Annotated in this window: 16 protein-coding genes; 9 read left to right on the top strand and 7 right to left on the bottom strand. The window is 62.2% G+C overall.

Annotated features, from left to right (window positions below; translation table 11 throughout):
• Positions 1–21 precede the first annotated feature (21 nt).
• On the bottom strand, positions 22–2,397 hold the full coding sequence (locus tag LJF34_RS22900) for an amino acid permease (RefSeq protein ID WP_231188132.1): 2,376 nt from the start codon (positions 2,395–2,397) through the stop codon (positions 22–24).
• 382 nt (positions 2,398–2,779) lie between these two features.
• Here LJF34_RS22900 and LJF34_RS22895 point away from each other — a divergent pair, with 382 nt between their 5' ends.
• The 4 genes from LJF34_RS22895 (at position 2,780) to LJF34_RS22880 (ending at position 5,678) form a co-directional block, all read left to right on the top strand.
• Positions 2,780–3,286: an MOSC domain-containing protein gene (locus LJF34_RS22895; protein ID WP_231188131.1), complete on the top strand. Its 507-nt coding sequence runs from the start codon at positions 2,780–2,782 to the stop codon at positions 3,284–3,286.
• Between the two features lie 82 nt (positions 3,287–3,368).
• Positions 3,369–3,692 carry a tRNA-binding protein gene (locus tag LJF34_RS22890; RefSeq protein ID WP_231188130.1) on the top strand — a complete coding sequence of 108 codons (324 nt, stop codon included), beginning with the start codon at positions 3,369–3,371 and terminating at the stop codon, positions 3,690–3,692.
• Positions 3,693–3,912: 220 nt separating this feature from the next.
• Entirely contained in the window at positions 3,913–5,331 is a 1,419-nt protein-coding gene (locus LJF34_RS22885; protein WP_231188129.1) for an amidohydrolase, read from the top strand.
• Positions 5,332–5,402: 71 nt separating this feature from the next.
• Positions 5,403–5,678 carry a ubiquitin-like small modifier protein 1 gene (locus LJF34_RS22880; RefSeq protein ID WP_231188128.1) on the top strand — a complete coding sequence of 92 codons (276 nt, stop codon included), beginning with the start codon at positions 5,403–5,405 and terminating at the stop codon, positions 5,676–5,678.
• A 23-nt stretch (positions 5,679–5,701) separates the two neighbouring features.
• Here the strand turns inward: LJF34_RS22880 and LJF34_RS22875 are convergent, their stop codons facing one another.
• The 3 genes from LJF34_RS22875 to LJF34_RS22865 form a co-directional block, all read right to left on the bottom strand.
• Positions 5,702–7,009: an acetamidase/formamidase family protein gene (locus tag LJF34_RS22875; protein ID WP_231188127.1), complete on the bottom strand. Its 1,308-nt coding sequence runs from the start codon at positions 7,007–7,009 to the stop codon at positions 5,702–5,704.
• 607 nt (positions 7,010–7,616) lie between these two features.
• Positions 7,617–8,204 (bottom strand): plastocyanin/azurin family copper-binding protein, encoded by a 588-nt coding sequence (locus tag LJF34_RS22870; RefSeq protein ID WP_231188126.1) that lies wholly within the window; start codon positions 8,202–8,204, stop codon positions 7,617–7,619.
• A gap of 132 nt (positions 8,205–8,336) precedes the next feature.
• On the bottom strand, positions 8,337–9,863 hold the full coding sequence (locus LJF34_RS22865) for a (R)-citramalate synthase (protein WP_231188226.1): 1,527 nt from the start codon (positions 9,861–9,863) through the stop codon (positions 8,337–8,339).
• Positions 9,864–10,273: 410 nt separating this feature from the next.
• Here LJF34_RS22865 and LJF34_RS22860 point away from each other — a divergent pair, with 410 nt between their 5' ends.
• The 4 genes from LJF34_RS22860 (at position 10,274) to LJF34_RS22845 (ending at position 13,743) form a co-directional block, all read left to right on the top strand.
• Positions 10,274–10,678: a CBS domain-containing protein gene (locus LJF34_RS22860; protein ID WP_231188125.1), complete on the top strand. Its 405-nt coding sequence runs from the start codon at positions 10,274–10,276 to the stop codon at positions 10,676–10,678.
• A 141-nt stretch (positions 10,679–10,819) separates the two neighbouring features.
• Positions 10,820–11,596: a pyrroline-5-carboxylate reductase gene (gene proC, locus LJF34_RS22855; protein ID WP_231188124.1), complete on the top strand. Its 777-nt coding sequence runs from the start codon at positions 10,820–10,822 to the stop codon at positions 11,594–11,596.
• Complete coding sequence (gene proB / locus LJF34_RS22850) at positions 11,583–12,419, top strand: glutamate 5-kinase (RefSeq protein WP_342765901.1); 837 nt, start codon at positions 11,583–11,585, stop codon at positions 12,417–12,419. Before proC ends, proB begins: the two co-directional genes overlap by 14 nt.
• Positions 12,412–13,743, top strand: a complete 1,332-nt coding sequence (locus tag LJF34_RS22845; protein ID WP_231188120.1) for a glutamate-5-semialdehyde dehydrogenase — start codon at positions 12,412–12,414, stop codon at positions 13,741–13,743. The genes proB and LJF34_RS22845 overlap by 8 nt, the downstream gene beginning before the upstream one ends.
• A gap of 15 nt (positions 13,744–13,758) precedes the next feature.
• On the opposite strand, the gene LJF34_RS22840 is transcribed toward LJF34_RS22845, so the two are convergent.
• A complete protein-coding gene (locus tag LJF34_RS22840) occupies positions 13,759–14,031 on the bottom strand; it encodes a hypothetical protein (protein ID WP_231188118.1) in 273 nt (90 codons plus the stop codon).
• A gap of 342 nt (positions 14,032–14,373) precedes the next feature.
• Here LJF34_RS22840 and LJF34_RS22835 point away from each other — a divergent pair, with 342 nt between their 5' ends.
• Positions 14,374–14,820, top strand: a complete 447-nt coding sequence (locus LJF34_RS22835; protein WP_231188116.1) for a hypothetical protein — start codon at positions 14,374–14,376, stop codon at positions 14,818–14,820.
• Positions 14,821–14,898: 78 nt separating this feature from the next.
• On the opposite strand, the gene LJF34_RS22830 is transcribed toward LJF34_RS22835, so the two are convergent.
• Both LJF34_RS22830 and LJF34_RS22825 read right to left on the bottom strand, forming a co-directional pair.
• Positions 14,899–16,095 (bottom strand): glycoside hydrolase, encoded by a 1,197-nt coding sequence (locus LJF34_RS22830; RefSeq protein ID WP_231188114.1) that lies wholly within the window; start codon positions 16,093–16,095, stop codon positions 14,899–14,901.
• 134 nt (positions 16,096–16,229) lie between these two features.
• A complete protein-coding gene (locus LJF34_RS22825) occupies positions 16,230–17,852 on the bottom strand; it encodes a glycosyltransferase family 39 protein (RefSeq protein WP_231188112.1) in 1,623 nt (540 codons plus the stop codon).
• Positions 17,853–18,058 lie beyond the last annotated feature (206 nt).

Here is an 18,058-nt window from a genome sequence, read left to right as displayed (position 1 = left end):
CCCGTGCGGCGTTAGTGTCGATCAGTCCGAGCGCACCGGGGTGGCCGAATCCGGTCCATTATCTCGTCCGAACACCCGTCGAGTGAGCCGACCGAGAGGGGTCAACGCTTCACCGAGACGGCCGGTGATGCCGGTCGGTGTCGCGTAGACGACGACCGGAACGCCGACGGCGTCGGCCTTTCGGATTACTTGATCGGGCGTCGATCCGAGGATCCATCGTTTGAGCAACCGCGTTCGGGATGCGCCGATGAACAACGGTCCCCCGTTCTCGGCGGCGACGTCGACCAATCCGTCGGCGACGCTCTCTGCCGTGACCTCGTGGCGCTCGATGGCGATATCCGACGGCAGTTCGTCGAGGGTGTCCTGCATATCCTCCGTCGTCCCGTTGTCGCTGGTCGGGGTGACGTTGATGACGTGGACCGTCGCGCCCGTTTTACCGAGGGTACCGGCGAGCGAGAGCATGGGTTCGTGGTGCGGACCGCCGCCCGCGCCGACGTTGATGGCGTCGAGTTCCTCCGAATCCTCCGTTTCGAAGTTCTGCGCGAACAGCACGTCACAGGGGGCGTTGTATTCGACCGACTCCGCGATCTCGTAGTGTTCTTCGGGGTATCCCATCAGGATGAGGTCCACTCCCGTATCGCGGGCGGTTTCGTTGATGTCGAACCCGACGTCACGTGAGATGTGCCCGCCGACGGTATACTCGGCACCGACGTCCACGGTGTCGAGACGCTCCATGAGTCGGTCGGCGCGTTTTTCGGCGGTATCCTGTACCATCTCGTACGGTGTCTGGTCGGGAATGTGCGTGACGTTGAGGACGTGGATGACGGGATTATCGGCGCGGGCGTTCGCCAGCGTCGCGGCCAACTTCACGTACTCGGGTGCGCGGTTGATGCGCGCCAACGGCACCAGTACGCGGTAGCGGTCTTCGGTCTCCCCTTCTGTCGCCCCCACATCGGTATCGGGTTCCGATAGCGTCTCCGCTCCCGCTTGACTATCCCCGGTCGTTCCGAGCGGTTGCGTCTGTTGTTCGACGGCGTGTCTGACCAATTCGTCCACGTTGGGTGCGCCGCCCCATACGAGGTACCCGCTGATGAACAGTAGTTCGACGGCGACGCCGACGACGATTCCCGTCGGCGGCAACTTGGCGATGAGCACGAGGTTGGCGACGATTCCCAACACGGGCAACCACGGCGAGAACGGAACCCTGATGGGGCGTTCGAGGTCGGGGAACCGACGACGAGAGGCGATGAGCGCGACGTTGACGACCGCCAACGGCGCGAGCAGGTTCAGGTTCGCAAAGCCGGTCAACGCGTTGAGGCCGAGGTGAAGCGGGACGAACCCACCCTCGGCGGGAAACAGCGTGATGAAGCCCACGATGAGAACCGAAATGACCCCCGTCGTCGTGATAACGCTCCAGAACGGGGTGGCGTACGTCGGATGAATGCGGCTGAACCGTCGAGGTGCCTGCCCTTGTTTTCCCATCAACGAACCGATACCCGACGCCGCTAGAATGGAGGCGTTCGACGCCGACACCATGCTGAAGATGGCTCCGGCGACGATGAGCCACTTTCCGAACGAACCCAAGAACGCCGCGGCGACCTTCCCCATGGCGGTTTCGCCCTGCCTCGCGACGACCTCCGGCGGTATCGGGGAGTTGACCATCGCGACGATGACGAAGATGTAGAGCACCGTCACCGTGAGGATGCTCGCGGCGATTGCCTTGGGAACCGTCTTTCGTGGCTCGATTATCTCGCCCGCGCTGGCGGCGATGGCGGAGAATCCGAAGAACGTGATGAACGCCACCGCGGCGACGGAGACGATGCCGCCAGCGTCGGTCTGGAAACTGGTCGCGAACTTCCCGACCGCTTGGGTTGGCCCGGCGAATGTGAAGGCGCCGCCGATGAACACGATCAGAACCGCCACCTTCGCGCTGGTTACGAGTACCTGAAACGTGCCGCTCTCCTCGGTCCCCTTCGAATTGAGGTAGCCGAGGAGAACCGCGGTGAGAACGGCGATAGCGCCGTGCGGAATCGGAATGCCGTGCGGGAGGATGAACTGGTGGAACCACTCGCCCATGGTGGCGAGGTAGAACGCCGTGGTCGCACAGTAGCCGAGGAACAGCGACGAACCGATAGCGAACAGCAATCGGTCCTCCTCGAACGTACGCGAAGAAAAGAGATACCCGCCGCCGTTTTCGCTGTAGATGGAGGCGAACTCCGAGTACGTGTAGGCCGTGATGCTCGCGATGATCGCCGCGATGACGAACGAAATGACCGCGCTGCTTCCCACCGCCGCCACCGCCGTCCCGGAGAGCGAGAAGATACCGGCGGCGATCATCGTCCCGAGACCGAGCGCGAACGCGACCTTGAATCCGAGTGTCCGGGTGTGCTCGACCATTTCTATGGGGAGATGACGCTACCCGTGCCGGAGTCGACCGGAGCAGATGGGTGCTCGTTGTCGGAATTCCATTCAGTCGTGCAATCGAGAGAGAGGAGTCGCAACGATGCGGGCGTTTCACCGAAATCGACATCGTCCTGCGAGCAGTGGCGTCTCATAGTAGTACCTTCTAACCGGATGTGGTAGTTGAGCATTATACTCGGTGTGGTTGCATATTCAAGCGGTAATTTGGACGACCGGTTTTCGACCGCTCCTTTCCCCTACGAACGAACCCGTGACACCCCGCGAGACAACACGGACGTGCCGTGAGACGAGTCGTTTCGTCCGACAACTCATCGAAGCGATGTGAGTCGTTATCTACGTTCGGAGCGAAACGGGTAGCATGCCCCACGTCACGGATCTCTTCATCGCGGAGGCCGGGTCCGAACCGATGCAGTCGGTCACGGAAGTGCACGCAGTCGCCGACGGAGGGCTTCGAGGCGACCGATACTTCAACGGAACGGGCTACTACTCGCCGTTCGACGTCTGTCAGGTCACGCTGCTGGCCCGGGAAGCCATCGAGGAGATAAATCGGGAGTTCGGACTCGACCTGACGGCCGGCGAGCATCGGCGCAACATCGTCACCGACGGTATCGACGTGCACGACCTACTGGACCATCGATTCAGGGTCGGCGACGCGCTGTTGGAGGGGACGAGACCGCGGCCTCCCTGTGCGCACGTCGAACAACTCAACGAGCAGGACGGCGTCGCGCGAGCGCTCAAAAACGGCCGCGGCGGAATCTGTGCGGACGTGGTCGAATCCGGACGGATCGGCGTCGGCGACTCGATTACCGATATCGAATCGCTCGACAAGACCGCCGGCATCATCGAGCGACTGCGGTCGAAGTAGTCGTCGTCTCCGCCGCGCCACGTCGTCGACCAACGACGAAACCGGGCGGTATCACTTACTGTTGGCGGATAGTGGAATCCGTATGACCGACAGCCCGTTCGACGCGAGCATTCGCGTCGCCGAGGTGCGAGACGCGGAACCGTTTCCCGAAGCCGAGAAGCCCGAAATGGTCAAACTCCGATTGGACCTCGGTGACGAGTCGCTCCGGTCGGCGGCGCAGTTGGGATACCATCACGACGCCGACGACCTCGTGGGAATGCAAGTGCTCTGTGCGACGGATTTGGGGACGGTTCGAATCGCGGGATTCGAATCGGAGGCGCTGACCGTCGGCGTCCCGGGCGACGACGGGAATCCGGTCCTCGTCACCCCCGAGGAATCGGTTCCCATCGGCGGGACGCTTTATTAAATCGATCGTCGATTTGTGCTCCAATCCTATTTCAGCTACCGTGACTCAGTCACCTATTCCACCTATTCCAACGATTCACGTCGTCCCAGGACGGTACAGTAGGAGATTTCGATGAAACACGGTCGGACAGATGCGACGTGAACTCGACAGCGCCGAAGAATACCGGTGAAGACGGACAGTGAGCCGAACGTTGATGGTCGCGGCATACGAGCGGAGAGCCATGACGAAGGCGAACGTGTTCGAGGATATCGAAAACGAACGGGAACGACTGGTCACGATGGCTCAACGCATCTGGGAGACGCCGGAACTCGGCCTCCGCGAAGAGGAGTCCGCACAGGTCCTCATCGACCGGTTGGACGAGGAAGGGTTCGACGTCGAGGTCGGAATCGGCGGAATGCCGACGGCGTTCACGGCTTCCTACGGAAGCGGCGACCCGACGGTCGGTATTCTCGGGGAGTACGACGCGCTCCCGGACCTCTCACAGACGGTGACGGCGGAACGCGACCCGGTCGAACCGGGCGGGCCGGGACACGGCTGCGGACACAACCTCTTCGGCGTCGCCGGAGTCGGCGGAGCCATCGGGGTCAAGCGCGCCATCGAACGCGGCGACATCGACGGAACGGTCGAATTCTACGGCTGTCCGGCGGAGGAGACGCTCGTCGGAAAGGTGTTCATGGCCCGCGACGGTGCCTTCGACGACCTCGATGCGGCCATCACGTGGCATCCCTCGACCCTCAGTACGCCCACGCTGGACCGCTCGCTGGCGATGGACTCGATTCAGTTCACGTTCGAAGGCGTCTCCGCCCACGCCGCCGCGTCACCGGAATCAGGTCGCAGCGCGCTCGACGCCGTCGAACTTCTCAACACCGGCGTCGAATACATGCGGGAACACATCCCCGAGAAGGCCCGCGTCCACTACGTCATCACGGACGGCGGGGACGCGCCGAACGTGGTTCCCGCGACGGCGACGGTCTGGTACTACGTCCGCGCACCGACGCGGTCCGAAGTCGAACGGATCAGCGACTGGTTGACGGACATCGCCGACGGTGCGGCCACGATGACGCAGACGGACGTAAACCGACGGTTCGTCACCGGGTGCTGGGACTACCTCCCCAACCGAACCGTCTCCGACGTCATCTGGGAGACCATGCGGGAACTCGGGGAGGTCGGATATTCCGACGAGGACCGGGCGTTTGCGGGCGAACTCAAAGGGACCATCCCCGACGACCGAATCGAGGCGGATCTCGAAGACGTTCCCGAGGAGTACGCCGGGGAGATACGCGACGCGACCCTCTACGACGCCCCGATTCCACCGCACGCGGAAGGAAACGTCGGCGGAGGTTCGACCGACGTGGGGGACGTGAGTTGGATAACGCCGACCGGTCAGTTCCGCGCGGCGACGTGGGCGGTCGGGACGCCGGCCCACACGTGGCAAGCGACCGCGGCGAACGGCGATTTCGGGAAGAAAGGGGCCGTCTACGCCGCGAAAGTTCTCGGCGGAACCGCATACGCGCTCATCGAAAATCCCGCCGTCGTCGCGGAAGCGAACGAGGAGTTCGAGGACGAAACCGGAGAGCGGGGCTACGAGACACCCCTCCCGGAGGAAACCGAGCCGCCGTTCGACATGACGTCGTTGTGAGGTGAGACGGGGTCGTCGTCCGGCGGGAAACACGCCGAGAACATTTCCGTCCCCCTCGCATAGCGGACCACATGCGAGTTACGGTGTACGGTCCGCTTCGAAGCGCGACGGGCGAGAAAACGGTGTCGGTGGGGTTCGACGGCGGGTCCGTGAAGGAGGCGCTCGCCGCCTTCGTCGAAGAATATCCCGGATCGAAGACCCAGTTGTACGGCGACGATGGTCGCCTACAGGGCAGTGCGCGTATCTCCGTGAACGGCGAACGGGTCGGCGAGAACGATGCGTGCCCGAGCGATGCGGAACTGACGGTGTTTCCGCCGGTTCGGGGCGGCTGCGGTGGCGGACGATAACTGGAAACGGACGAGCGGGCGACTTACAAGTCGTACTGTTCGCGAACGAGGTCCGCGATGCCGCGTTCTTCGAGGCGCTCCATCGGCGCGAGCATCGTAAGCTGCACGACGCCGGGGAGGCGTCCGATTTCGACGCCGCCGGTGAACGTACACCGGGCGCGCACCTCTCCCTCGGTCATGTCGAGGAGGGTTCCCGCGCGTTCGAAGGCGTTGTCCGTCGCGTCGTTTATCGTCGCGCCGCTTCCGACGACCTGTAGCGGTCCCACCTCGGCGACGTCGTCGACGTCGTACTCGGCGGCGAGCTGTCGGCCGCGCTCGCGTTCCTGCGCCGAGTAGGGTTTGCCGATGTACGGGAGGTCCTCCTCGTTCGGGAGGAGTAGCGGACCGTCGATGTCGAGGCCCTTGATCACCGTGACGTCGAACTCGGCGCGGCCGCTCACGTCGGTGGTGTGGAGCGAAAGTTCTCCGTCGCCCTGGTTGGCGTGCATGTCGCCGACGTAAACGCCGCCGCCATCGATTTTGACCGGGCAGATGAGGACCGCCCCTTCGCGGACGGCGTTGATATCCATGTGACCGTCGGTTCGTCGTGCGAGCGCGTCCTCGTCCGGAAGCCCCCAGTCGTGGTCCGCGCCGATCAGGAACTGGCCGAAGTCCCCGGCGTTGTGGGAGTCGGGGATTTCGATGGGCGGAGTCGTCCCGACGTTTCCGATGAACGGCCTGAGATGGCCCAGCGTGCCCGGCATCTCCGACGGTCTGTAGAGGAGAATCGGATGCTGACGTGAATTCTCGGGGAGCGCCATCGCCTCGTCCGCCCGGTTCGCCAACTCGTCGGCACCCGCTTCGTCGACGGTCAATCCGACCGTGCGCTCGTCGTCGAACGCGACCGTGTATCCGTATTCGAAGCCGAACGAAGAGGCGTTCGCGCCGCACTCCGCGCATTTGATCGCCTCCTCACCGGTCCCCTCGACGAGGCTCTCCGGCCACTTCGTTCCACAGTTCGGGCACTTGTGGTCGACGAACGGGTCGTCGCCGAACGCGCCGTCGCGCTCCCGCATGCTTCCGGTACTCGTCGCGATGCTCGTCACGTCGATGGAATTGATTGTGAGCGCGATCGCATCGCCCACCTCGGCGTTCTCGACCCGAATCGGACGGGTCACTTCGTGTCCGCCCCGGAATTCGGGCGTTATCATCGGTCCCCAGCACGCCGGCGGTGTGTGCGTCTCGATGGTGCCGCCATCGGCGACGGTACCGGCCCACTCCTGTTCCGGACCGACCAGACCGAGGGTAAATCGGTCGACCGTGAGTTCCTGTTGGACTTCTTGCTGTGCCATACTACGGAGGTACGGTATGAGATACCAAATAACTAGGATGGAACGGTCATCGTTCTTCCATCTCGATACCGGGTCGCATCGCTATGAGGAGAGTGACGCATCGAAAGCAGACGTCGTGTGACGCCTACCTGTGGCGTGGACGACAGGCAATCATTCCTGAACTACCTTGGTTGTAGAGCTGTACGACGACAGTTTCGTGTTAGAGATTAACACACATAACTGTTGCTATTAGACAGATGCAATGTGTACCAAGGAAACACAGGTCAATTGGATCACAACGGGTGGAACACTCCACGTGCTCTCGGCGGGTAGCGACAGTCGGAAGAAAAGATGGAGTGCATACGGTGCGCTCACAGGCAGTCGGTGAAAGTGGCTGTGTCCGTGTGATGGCGCTGGACCGTGTGTCTCTGTCTAGCCGTGTGAGTGCAACTGACTCGACGACAGAGAGCGAAAAATAACTACCTAATACACAAAATTTGATTTTAGTATTCACCTGCTGGAACCATATTGGTGAGGTTGTAATCGTTGATTCGCTGCAACCGAACAAAGGGTACACGAGATATTCAGTGAAAGAAATGGATACGAGAAGGCGACGAAACGGATATCCTCAGGATTCTCCGTAGTCCCCACCGTATCGCAGGAAGAAGTACCCGATTCCCAAGACGAACGCGAACGCGCCGGTGGCGACCAGACCCAGCGTCTTCGCCCTGCTCGGGATTGCGGGCTGTGACGAACCGGTCGAGGCGCCGACGGTGACGGTCCCGGTCATGCCTGCGCTTCGATGGGGCACACAGTAGTACTCGTACTCGCCGTTGGTGTCGAACGTGTGTGAGTAGGTGTAGCCGGTGTTGTACAACTTGCTCTGGCCGCCCGGCGTTCCGTCCCAGTTCCCGCCGTCGGGCTGATTTTCGACGAAGATGTTGTGATTGTCCGAATCCCAGACAAACTCCAACGTCGTTCCGGGTGTTATCGTCACCGAGTCCGGGTCGAATATGAGGTCGCCACCGGGACCGACTTGCACCGTCTGTGTCGTGCCACCACCGCCGCCCGAACTCCCGTTTCCGGAGCTATCGTTCCCTCCCGACCCGCCTTCCTGCGCCGCCGTCGGTTCGGACGCAGCGGTCGCTACCACGCCACCGGCCCCGAGGAGAAAGCCCCTCCGAGTGATCGATTTCTCTCCTGACCCCCCAGCCATGAACCCTCTATCGGTACGGTGAACAGTGAGTGTTGTGGTACATTCCCCGAGCCGATAGCGAGTCAGGCGATACGCCGCTGTCGGTGCGTGAATTCCTTAAAAATCCGCTTCGTGTGGCCGACTTACGGGTCGTCAATCATCGGCCACAGCGGGCTTCGGACTCCGTTCGAGGAGTCGGTTGAACGCGTCGAGCATGACCGTAACGCTGGCGCGAGTGATGTCCGAATCGCTCGCGTTCACCGTCACCGAATGGTCGCCGAGCGACACTTCGACTTCGACGGTGACGAGCGCGTCCGTCCCGCCGGTAATCGCATCCACGTGATACGATTCGAGCGTCGCGTCGATATCGAGCGCCCGTCGGGTCGCAGTGATGGCGGCATCGACGGGACCGCTCCCGACGCCGCTCGCCACCTGCTCTTCGCCGTCGACGGACAGCCGAACGCTCGCGGTCGGTGTCGCACCGCCGCTCGTCGCGGTGAGGTCCAGCAGTTCCACGCGCTGGTCGCGTTGGCGGCCCTGGACTTCGTCCGCGATGGCGAGCAGGTCGGTGTCGGTGACGCGTTTTCCGCGTTCGCCGATCTCCTTCACCTGTTCGACTATCGCGTTCAGTTCCTCCCCCGTCACGTCGACGTCGTGTTCGTCGAGTGCCGCACGGACGCCCGCACGTCCGGCGTGCTTTCCGAGGACGAGTCGTCGCTCGCGGCCGACGGTACTCGGGGAGTACGGCTCGTACATCGCATCGTCCTTGAGCGTCCCGTCGGTGTGGATTCCCGATTCGTGTGTGAACGCGTTCTCGCCGATGACGGCTTTGTTCGGCGCGAGCGGAACGTCCGTCGCCGTCGCAACCGTCTGTGCGAGGTCGTACAACTTTTCGGTCGAGACGCTCTCGACGTCGTAGCCGTGGTCGAGCGCGACGGCGACCTCCTCCAGCGCGACGTTGCCAGCGCGTTCGCCGATGCCGTTCACGGTGGCGTGAACGAGGTCGGCCCCGGCCGCGATGCTCACCAGCGCGTTCGTCAACGCCAACCCGAGGTCGTCGTGGGTGTGGGTACCCGTGGGACCGAGCGGTGCCAATCGGGAGATGACGTCCGCCGTGTGGTCCGGCGTCGCGTGGCCGACCGTATCGCAGTAGCAGATGCGGTCGGCACCGGCGTCGAGGCCCGACCGCATCAGTCGTTCGAGGAAGTCGAGGTCCGCGCGCGACCCGTCCTCGCCGAGGACTTCGACCCACAGGCCGTGGTCCTTGGCGTATTCGGTGAGCCGAACGGTCGTCTCGACCACCTCGTCGTGCGTCGTCCCGACCTTTCCCTCGATGTGGCGGTCGCTCGCCGGGACCACGAGGTTGACGCCGTCGACCCCGCAGTCGAGCGCCAAGTCGATGTCGCCCTTGATGCCGCGGGCGAAACTCGTCACCGTCGCGTCGAGGCCGAGGTCGGCGACGCGCGAAATCGTCTCTCTCTCGCCCGCTCCCGTGCAAGCGCTGCCCGCTTCGATGAAACTAACGCCGGTCGCATCGAGTTTTCGTGCGATGTCGGCCTTGTCGGTCGGCGTGAGCGAGATGCCGGGCGCTTGTTCGCCATCGCGGAGCGTGGTATCGAGGAACTGTACGTCAGAATCTGAAGGTGGAGTTTGTTCGGGGAGGTCCCCGAATAAATCGATCCCTGGTCATGATATCCAGTCGTGTGTGGTACCCACACCCATATAAGATGAGTGAGTCTGGCAGATATTGTTGTTTGAACGTAACAATAATAAGGCCGACAGCCCACCTCGTGGAGCGAATACGACGGTACCGGCGACTATCGTCCGTGCGACGGTACGTACCGAACTCCGAAACGAACGGGGAGAATATGTAGAACAGCCACAGAAGGTAAAATAGGTGCAATAGGTTCCTAGGGAAACTATTGTTCCCATCCTTCTTCGTTCTGCTTCGTCTACCACGGTGTCGTACCTCGAACCGGAGTCGGCCCCGATGAACGATACGGATTGGTGCCAGATTCGTCCGAATGTGAGGAAGGCTCCGAAATTGTAACAGCGGGAACCTTTATCCATATTCGAGCGGATTAGAGAATATGGAAGACGTTCTGGTGGGACGGCTCATGTCTACCACACTTCAGACGGTCACGCCCGATACGCTCGTCGAGGAGGCGGCACAGAAGATGCTCTCCAACGAGGTGGGGTCGGTAATCGTCATCGATGACGAAAACCGCCTCGAAGGAATCCTGACGTCGACGGATTTCGTCAGAATCGTCGCCGAACGCCAACCCAAGGACGAAACACCCGTATCCACCTACATGAGCACCGAGGTGACCACCGCAACGGCACAGGATTCGATTCGGGACGTCTCCGACCACATGGTCGAACGCGGATTTCACCACATGCCAGTGGTCGACGAGACCGAAGGCGTCATCGGGATGATCACGACGACGGACCTCACGGGATATATCTCACACGTCCAAACGCCGAGTCCGTCGTAAACGAACTCGGTGGGGTATCCGACATCGACCGAAGCGTAACGACCGACGCCTGAGAGGGGCGCGACTTTTTTTCGGTCGAATGGCAGTCCCTGCCGTTACCAACGTTATTTAGTCTCCGTCCCTACGACGGACCAGTATACGATGGTACAGGCTAGCGTTATCGGGTGTGGAAACATGGGGGGTGCCCTCGTGAAGGGGCTCTCCAGAACGGGAAACCACACCGTAGTTGCATACGACGTGGACCCGGAGGCCCTCGATGCGGTTTCGAAGTATTGTTCGGAGACGACGATGGACGTCGACGCCGCAACCGAACCGGAGATCGTGTTCGTCGCGGTCAAACCCGACTTGGTCGGGGACGTCGTCGCGGAACTCGAACTCGGCCCGGAGCAGACACTGATCACCATCGCCGCGGGCGTCCCGACGGCGATGCTCGAAGCGAGGACCGACGCGGCGGTCGTTCGGGTGATGCCGAACCTCGCGGCGGAATCGGGGACGATGGCGGCGGCGGTCGCCGGGGCGGAAGTCACGGACGACGTCGAGTCGCTCCTCGAAGACGTGGGCATCTTCGTCGAAATAGACGAAGCGCAAATGGACGTCGCAACCGCCGTCAACGGCAGCGGACCCGCGTTCGTCTTCTACCTACTCAACGCGGTACAGCAGGCCGGCGTAAGGGGCGGTTTGAGTCCGGAGGATGCGAGGACGCTCGCCGCACAGACGTTCAAAGGTGCCGCCGAGACGGTACTCCGATCCGACGAGAGCATCGACGACCTGATAGAGGCGGTGTGTTCGCCGAAGGGGACGACGATAGCGGGGATGGAAGTCCTCCGCGACAGTTCCGTGGAGGAAACGATCGAAGGAGCAGTGACGGCGGCGGAAAATCGCTCGAAGGAGTTGGCACCCGACTATGACGATGAATGAGGCAAGCGAATCGCGGGCACTGGAACGGGCGCGGCACAAGGCGGCGACGGCCGACAGAGTCGTCATCAAGGCGGGAACGAACTCGCTGACGGACGAGACGTCGAAGCTCGACGACGAAAAACTCGACAAACTCGTCGACGACGTGATGAAACTGCGAGAGCGCGAGCGGGACGTCCTCTTCGTCTCGTCCGGGGCCATCGGTGCCGGAAAGGGCCGGGTAGGGCACCCGAACGGAACCATCGAGGAAGCACAGGCCCTCTCGACGGTCGGTCAGTCCCACCTCATGCGTCGGTACACGGAGAGCTTCGAGCGCTACGACCAGAAGATCGCACAGATACTGGTCACGCAAAACGATCTCGACAGCGCCGAACGATTCACCAACTTCAAGAACACCATCGAAACGCTGCTGGAGTGGGGAATCGTCCCGATAGTCAACGAGAACGATGCGGTGGCGACCGAGGAGATACGGATCGGCGACAACGACATGCTCTCGTCGTCGGTGGCAGTCGGCGTGGACGCGGGACTGCTCGTTACGCTCACGGACGTCGGCGGCGTCTACACCAGCAACCCGAAGGAAAATCCCGACGCGGAACGTATCGAAGCGGTGGGACGCAACTACGGGGACGTACAGGAGATGGTCGACGAGAGCGCTACCGCGAAGTTCGGCGGCATCCAGACGAAGGTGGCCGGTGCCCATTCGGTGAGCGAGCGGGGAATCCCGGCCATCATCGCGCGATCCACGAAGGAGGACGTCGTCGAGCGAATCGTCGACGAGGAGGCGGTCGGAACGATATTCGTCCCGGAGGACACCACCGATGACTGAGAAACCCACGGAAACGAAAGTCGAAGAGGCAGAGAGCGCTGCGCTGGAACTCGCCAAGCTATCCGACGACGAGCGGTCGGCGGCGTTGAACGCGATTGCGGACGCGATCATCGAGCGAAGCGACGAGATACTCGACGCCAACGAGCGGGACGTTGGCGACGCGGAAGAACTCCTCGCGGCGGGGGAGTACAGTCAGGCCCTCGTGGACCGACTCGAACTCTCGCCGTCGAAACTCGACGGCATCGCCGAGATGGTTCGGAGCGTCGCCGCCCAAGACGACCCGCTGGGGAAGACCCAAACGGCGCGTGAACTCGACGAGAATCTCGAACTGTACAAGTGTACCGTTCCCATCGGCGTCATCGGAACCATCTTCGAATCACGGCCCGACGCGCTCGTCCAAATCGCCGCCCTCGGTCTGAAATCGGGGAACGCGGTGATACTGAAAGGCGGGAGCGAGGCGAGCCGTTCGAACCGGATACTCTTCGAAATCATTCGGGAAGCGACGTCCGAGATGCCCGACGGGTGGTCGCAACTCATCGAGGCGCGGGCGGACGTGGATACGCTGCTCGGAATGGACGACGCAATCGACCTCCTCATGCCGCGGGGCAGTTCGGAGTTCGTCGGCTACATACAGGACAACACGAGTATCGCCGTCCTCGGCCACACGGAGGGAATCTGTCACGTCTACGTCGACGACGCGGCGGACCTCTCGATGGCGACGGACATCGCGTACGACGCGAAAGTGCAGTACCCCGCCGTCTGTAACGCGGTGGAAACGCTGCTCGTCCACGAGAGCGTGGCCGAGGAGTTCCTGCCGGAGATAGCCGAGCGCTACGAGGACGCGAACGTCGAGATGCGAGGTGATGAGGCGTCCCGCGAAATAGTCGCCATGGAAGAAGCACGGGAAGACGATTGGTCGACGGAGTACGGCGATTTGATTATCGCCGTCAAGGTCGTGGACTCGCTCGCCGACGCCATCGACCACATCAGCGCGTACAGTTCGAAACACACGGAGTCCATCGTGACCGAGAACGCCGAGCGCGCGCGTCGATTCATGCGCGGCCTCGATTCGGCGAGCGTGTTCCACAACGCCTCGACCCGGTTCAGCGACGGCTATCGGTTCGGCTTGGGGGCCGAGGTCGGAATCAGCACGGGAAAGATACACGCGAGGGGACCGGTCGGCCTCGAAGGTCTGACGACCTACCAGTACTACCTCGAAGGCGACGGACAGGTCGTCGGAACCTACGCCGGGGCGGACGCGAAGCCGTTCACCCACGAGGACTTCGACGGGTCGTGGAATCCGGGGTCGCTGTCCGACCGGTAGGGGTTCGGGCGGCGGTCACTGAAGTTGCATTTGATCCGCGTGTTCGGCCGCGAGGTCGGCGATTTCGTCGGCAGTGGCGTCGGATCGATCCGCGAGGACGCGAAGCAACATCGCCAGTTGGGAGACGGTCATCTCCTGTAGCTCCTCGTTTTCCTCGACGTCGTTTCCGAAGTAGTACTCCTGTTCGCCGCCGTGGTGAACGAGTCCGACGTACACGGATTCGAGTCCCTCTCCGACAACGGCATCGGCCGCTCGTTCTTGCAGTTCCTCGAATTCGGGGTTTTCCATCGTCCGGTAAACGGAACGAAGCTTCGTCAATCCATGGGTAGACTCCTCCCGCGCACACCGATGTCGAAGTCGAACGGTGGTTCCGTCCCGTTCGGACGAAGCCGGGTTGGTACAAATCCTTATGCTGTTTCATATCCTATATGTAGTTGGAGAAGAACGAGAGGGGGCTTCTATCGGATGGACAGCGGTAGTGCAGTCGGGACTGGCAGCCGATAAAAATCGAAGCGTCGGTGCACAGTCGTTGGATACCTGACTTCCGTGGCCTTCCCTCGACTTTCGGATTCCGTCTCGCAGTTCTGCGGCGGATTCCATTGCACTCCTACTCGGTGGAGGGTGGCAAATATGACGAACAAGAAACAAGAAGTGGGGTCCGAGTACGACCGCGGCTACGACGAGGGGTACGAACAGGCACAGCGACGAACCCGGCGGTCGAATCGTCGGGGACCTCTCGGCATCGTTCTCGGATCCATCGTCGTCATCCTGATGGCGATACTGGTGATACTGGCCGTCCTGTTGGGCGGGATTTGGCTCGGCTCGCTCGTCGCCGACCGGCCAGCGAACGCACCGGTCACGCCCGTCGTCCCGGCGGGCGCGGGGGTCACCGGCGACGTGACGGTCGTAGAGGGAGATACCACGGTTACCGTTGCGGGGACGGGCGTGGCGAGCGTCCCGAACCCAGTTGGCGGTCACGTCGTCATCACGGTCGAACCGACGACCGTCACGGTTCCGACGAACGGCGACCTGTCGGCGATTTCGATTCGAACGGGCGGCATCACCGTTCGCGGATGAGAGTCGTTTCCCTCGGCGAACGATGGCGGGACGGCGGGGAGCGTATCGTCACGGACGGTGCTGCGGAACCGACACGAGTTATCTCGGACGGGGACCGGTCCTCGGAATCTTCGAACCCTCCATCTCGGCCATCCAGTCCGGGTACTCCTTGCGCTCGGTTCCTTCGTAGTCCGGGTCGCCGGACATCGCTTTGAGGGAACGGGCGTCGTCGAGACTCCAGACGGCACCGTCTTCGTGAAAGAGGCCGTTGACCACGCCTTGTTTGCGGAAGTGGAGTTCCGAGGCCGGGCGCAGCATGAGCGACCAGAAGAAGTTCCCGATGTTCGCCTCGTGAATGAGCGGGGCGAGCGACGAGTAGTCCGGATAACGTGCGTCGCCGGTCACGTCCGCGAAGAATCCCTCGCCCGGACGGACCCGCTGCCACTCGGAGAGCCACACTTGCTTTCCCTGTCTGGCTTTCGTGAGCGCCGCCTGTTCGAGTACGCGCCGGAACAACGCCGGGGTCTGAACGAAGTTGTAGTGGAACTGGAGGATGTCCAACCCCCAGTCGAGGTATTTGGTGTTGTTCGAAAGGCTCGTCGACCCCATCGTGAGGGGTCTCGAACCGCGATAGAGCGTCAGCACCTTCGCCATCGCCTCGACGAACTTTCGGGACGACCGCTTCCACCCCGGTTCGTTCGAGAGTTCGATGGCGAGCAACCGTTCGTCGTTCCGGTATCGACGCATGAACCACCGGATGAAGTTTCGGGGCGCATCCCAGAGCTGTTTGTCGAGCATCGTCCGCGTCGACGGGGAGAACGTCTGAACGGCGGTGAAAAGGTCGGAGCCGTGCAGGTTCTCGAAGGTCGGCTCTTCGCCGATACTGTCGAACAACCCGAGGAGGACCTGGATTCCGTACGAGTCCGCGGTTTCGAGGAAATGCTCCAGTCGCTCCTCGTGTGCGGTGCTGTCTTCGAGCCAGAACTCGTAGCTCAGCCACGTTCTGATGGCGTTGAGGTTCAAATCGGCGGCGTAGCCGAGGTCGCGTTCGATGACCTCCGGGTCGTACTCGCGCCACATCTGGAACCGGTTGAACGCCCGCGTCGGGATGTAGATGGCCCCGCGGACGTCCACTGGTTCCCGATTCGACGCCAGTTCGCGCGACCTGTCGACGGCCTGTGTTCGTTTCGAACCGTCGGCCGGCGACGTCGACAACGTGTTGCAGCCGGCGAGGCCGACCGAGGACGAGGTTGCGCCTACTCGGAGGAAGTGACGACGAGTCATCCGGGGAGCCATTCGTAGAAGGGCGATTGGTCGAGTCGCACGATAAAGACTGTGCCCGATGGAGATGATTTTACGGATCAGTGAGTAGTGTTTCCTCTATCCCACGTGATAGGAAGTCGAGTGAATGTGATCGACTGCGACGCGAGTCACTCCGGCGCGCGAACCCGAACGACCAGCACGCCAGGATTCTCGTACGAGATTTGGTACCGGTTACTCCGTTCGAGCGACCGGCGCATGCGATCCGATTGAACGGTGGAGATACCCCGCACCGTGTACTCCCCTTTCGGGATGTAGAGGTACGACGGTCGATACCCGTGCGAGCGGATCGTGTGGGTCAAACAGCGTGCGGTGTCGCAGTCCGAAATGCCCCTGTACGCGTCCATCTGGCGCTGGTAGGCCGTCGGCGTCCTCCACTCGACGCCCCACGGGCCGACGAGAATCGTCCGGTCGGTGACGTACGGGAACCACTCCGCGGCGTCGCCGACGACGACGAACTCCGCGTCGGACGGCGTCTCCGCCTGAACCCACGACATCGCGGTCGTATCCTCGTGGTCGATGAACGCCGGCATCGCGTCGTGGTTCGTGACCGACTGCCCCGCGACGAACAGGCCGCCGAGACTGACGAGCAAACAGAGGACGACGGCGGTAATGGCTATCTGCGAGGCGGCAGTTCGTTTCGAACCGGACCCGGAGAGGCGGGCGTAAATGGCCGGCAGCACGTCCGTCAGTCCGATGGTGAGTATCATCACACCGGGGATGAACGCGAACCGTATCTCGTCCATCAGGAAGACCGAAGCCACGAACCAGAGCGGAAGGAAGTACCGTTCCCGCCGGACGAAGGCGTAGATGCCCAGAAGGAGCAAGACGTACCAGACGACGGTGGCGGGCGTCGCGACGAACGGGTCCCCGAGTCGGTCCAAGAAGACGGTCACTCCCGCTCCGAGGCCGCCGTGCGTCCCCGCCGCCGACGTGAAAACATCGAGGCCGTGCGTCGAGACGACGCGCAGTATCCACGGGCTCGCGATCAGCAGTCCGCCTCCGGCGACGACGAGTCCGCGTCCGAGACCGTCGAGCGACCGCTGCTCACGGAGGAAAAAGAGGACGTAACTGGCAGCGAAAAACGTGGAGTACGTCGGGTGCGTGAGCAACAGCAACCCGAAGAGGACGGGCGCGACGGTGAGCGACAGACGGGTCCGATAGCGGAACAGCCGAACGCCGACGTACAGCCCGGAGAGGAGGAGGAAAAACGCGGGTGCACGGACGATACCGCCGGCAGAAAGGTGCCACTGCAGGAGCATCGGGGTGACGGCGGCGATGATCGCGGCGACACCGGCCTTCCCCGACGAGGGAAGGAACTCGCGGGCGAGGTAGAAGTAGGGAACGAAGGCGATGGACGTCACCATCGCCGGAAGCACGCGCGCGATTCGGAGCGGACTCACGCCGAGGTCGAGGAGGACGGCGTTGACGTAGAAGGCCAGCGGTGGATACGCGAACGGAACGCCGTTTCGCGTGTACCCCGCCACTCGGGCGGGAAACGCGTAGTTTCCACTCACGATGGTTTCGGAGATTTTGAGGAAGAGTCCCGCACCGTACGCGGGATATCGGTGCGTCAGGAGGTACGTGGAACCGATGAAGACGGCGGTAGTGAGGACGAGAGCCACTTTTCGGTCCCCCCTGAACAGCGTAGTCTCGAAGAGTTCGTACGATTTTTCGAGGAGATACTCCATGCTTCCCGTATATTCGTCATCGTCGCGTTCGATATTACTCATTGAAGAATGGGGTTAGTGTATCGGAGAGGGCAATCGAACGGTATAGGAATTGTGGCCACGGGACTACAGGACCGTGGCGAAGCGTCACCGAGGTGATCGTACGAGTACGACAGTCGCGCGCTTTCGGTCGAACCGACCGAGGAATTTGTCCACGCGGCTACCGAAAGAAGTGAAGAAATACTGAAGTTTCGGTGGCCAGTATCAGT

The organism is Haladaptatus sp. DYF46 (genome assembly GCF_021083305.1).
Lineage (GTDB): Archaea > Halobacteriota > Halobacteria > Halobacteriales > Haladaptataceae > Haladaptatus.
The sequence above is the reverse complement of the archived record's forward strand: the minus strand, read 5'-3'. Positions and strand labels throughout refer to the sequence as shown.

Bases quoted from the DNA above. Each gene is read 5' to 3' on its own strand.
- LJF34_RS22845 (WP_231188120.1), top strand. From the start codon at position 12,412: ATGACTGAGAAACCCACGGAAACGAAAGTCGAAGAGGCAGAGAGCGCT.
- proC (WP_231188124.1), top strand. From the start codon at position 10,820: ATGGTACAGGCTAGCGTTATCGGGTGTGGAAACATGGGGGGTGCCCTC.
- LJF34_RS22840 (WP_231188118.1), bottom strand. From the start codon at position 14,031: ATGGAAAACCCCGAATTCGAGGAACTGCAAGAACGAGCGGCCGATGCC.
- LJF34_RS22900 (WP_231188132.1), bottom strand. From the start codon at position 2,397: ATGGTCGAGCACACCCGGACACTCGGATTCAAGGTCGCGTTCGCGCTC.
- LJF34_RS22825 (WP_231188112.1), bottom strand. From the start codon at position 17,852: ATGAGTAATATCGAACGCGACGATGACGAATATACGGGAAGCATGGAG.
- LJF34_RS22890 (WP_231188130.1), top strand. From the start codon at position 3,369: ATGACCGACAGCCCGTTCGACGCGAGCATTCGCGTCGCCGAGGTGCGA.
- LJF34_RS22830 (WP_231188114.1), bottom strand. From the start codon at position 16,095: ATGGCTCCCCGGATGACTCGTCGTCACTTCCTCCGAGTAGGCGCAACC.
- LJF34_RS22895 (WP_231188131.1), top strand. From the start codon at position 2,780: ATGCCCCACGTCACGGATCTCTTCATCGCGGAGGCCGGGTCCGAACCG.
- proB (WP_342765901.1), top strand. From the start codon at position 11,583: ATGACGATGAATGAGGCAAGCGAATCGCGGGCACTGGAACGGGCGCGG.
- LJF34_RS22870 (WP_231188126.1), bottom strand. From the start codon at position 8,204: ATGGCTGGGGGGTCAGGAGAGAAATCGATCACTCGGAGGGGCTTTCTC.
- LJF34_RS22885 (WP_231188129.1), top strand. From the start codon at position 3,913: ATGACGAAGGCGAACGTGTTCGAGGATATCGAAAACGAACGGGAACGA.
- LJF34_RS22860 (WP_231188125.1), top strand. From the start codon at position 10,274: ATGGAAGACGTTCTGGTGGGACGGCTCATGTCTACCACACTTCAGACG.
- LJF34_RS22875 (WP_231188127.1), bottom strand. From the start codon at position 7,009: ATGGCACAGCAAGAAGTCCAACAGGAACTCACGGTCGACCGATTTACC.
- LJF34_RS22835 (WP_231188116.1), top strand. From the start codon at position 14,374: ATGACGAACAAGAAACAAGAAGTGGGGTCCGAGTACGACCGCGGCTAC.
- LJF34_RS22880 (WP_231188128.1), top strand. From the start codon at position 5,403: ATGCGAGTTACGGTGTACGGTCCGCTTCGAAGCGCGACGGGCGAGAAA.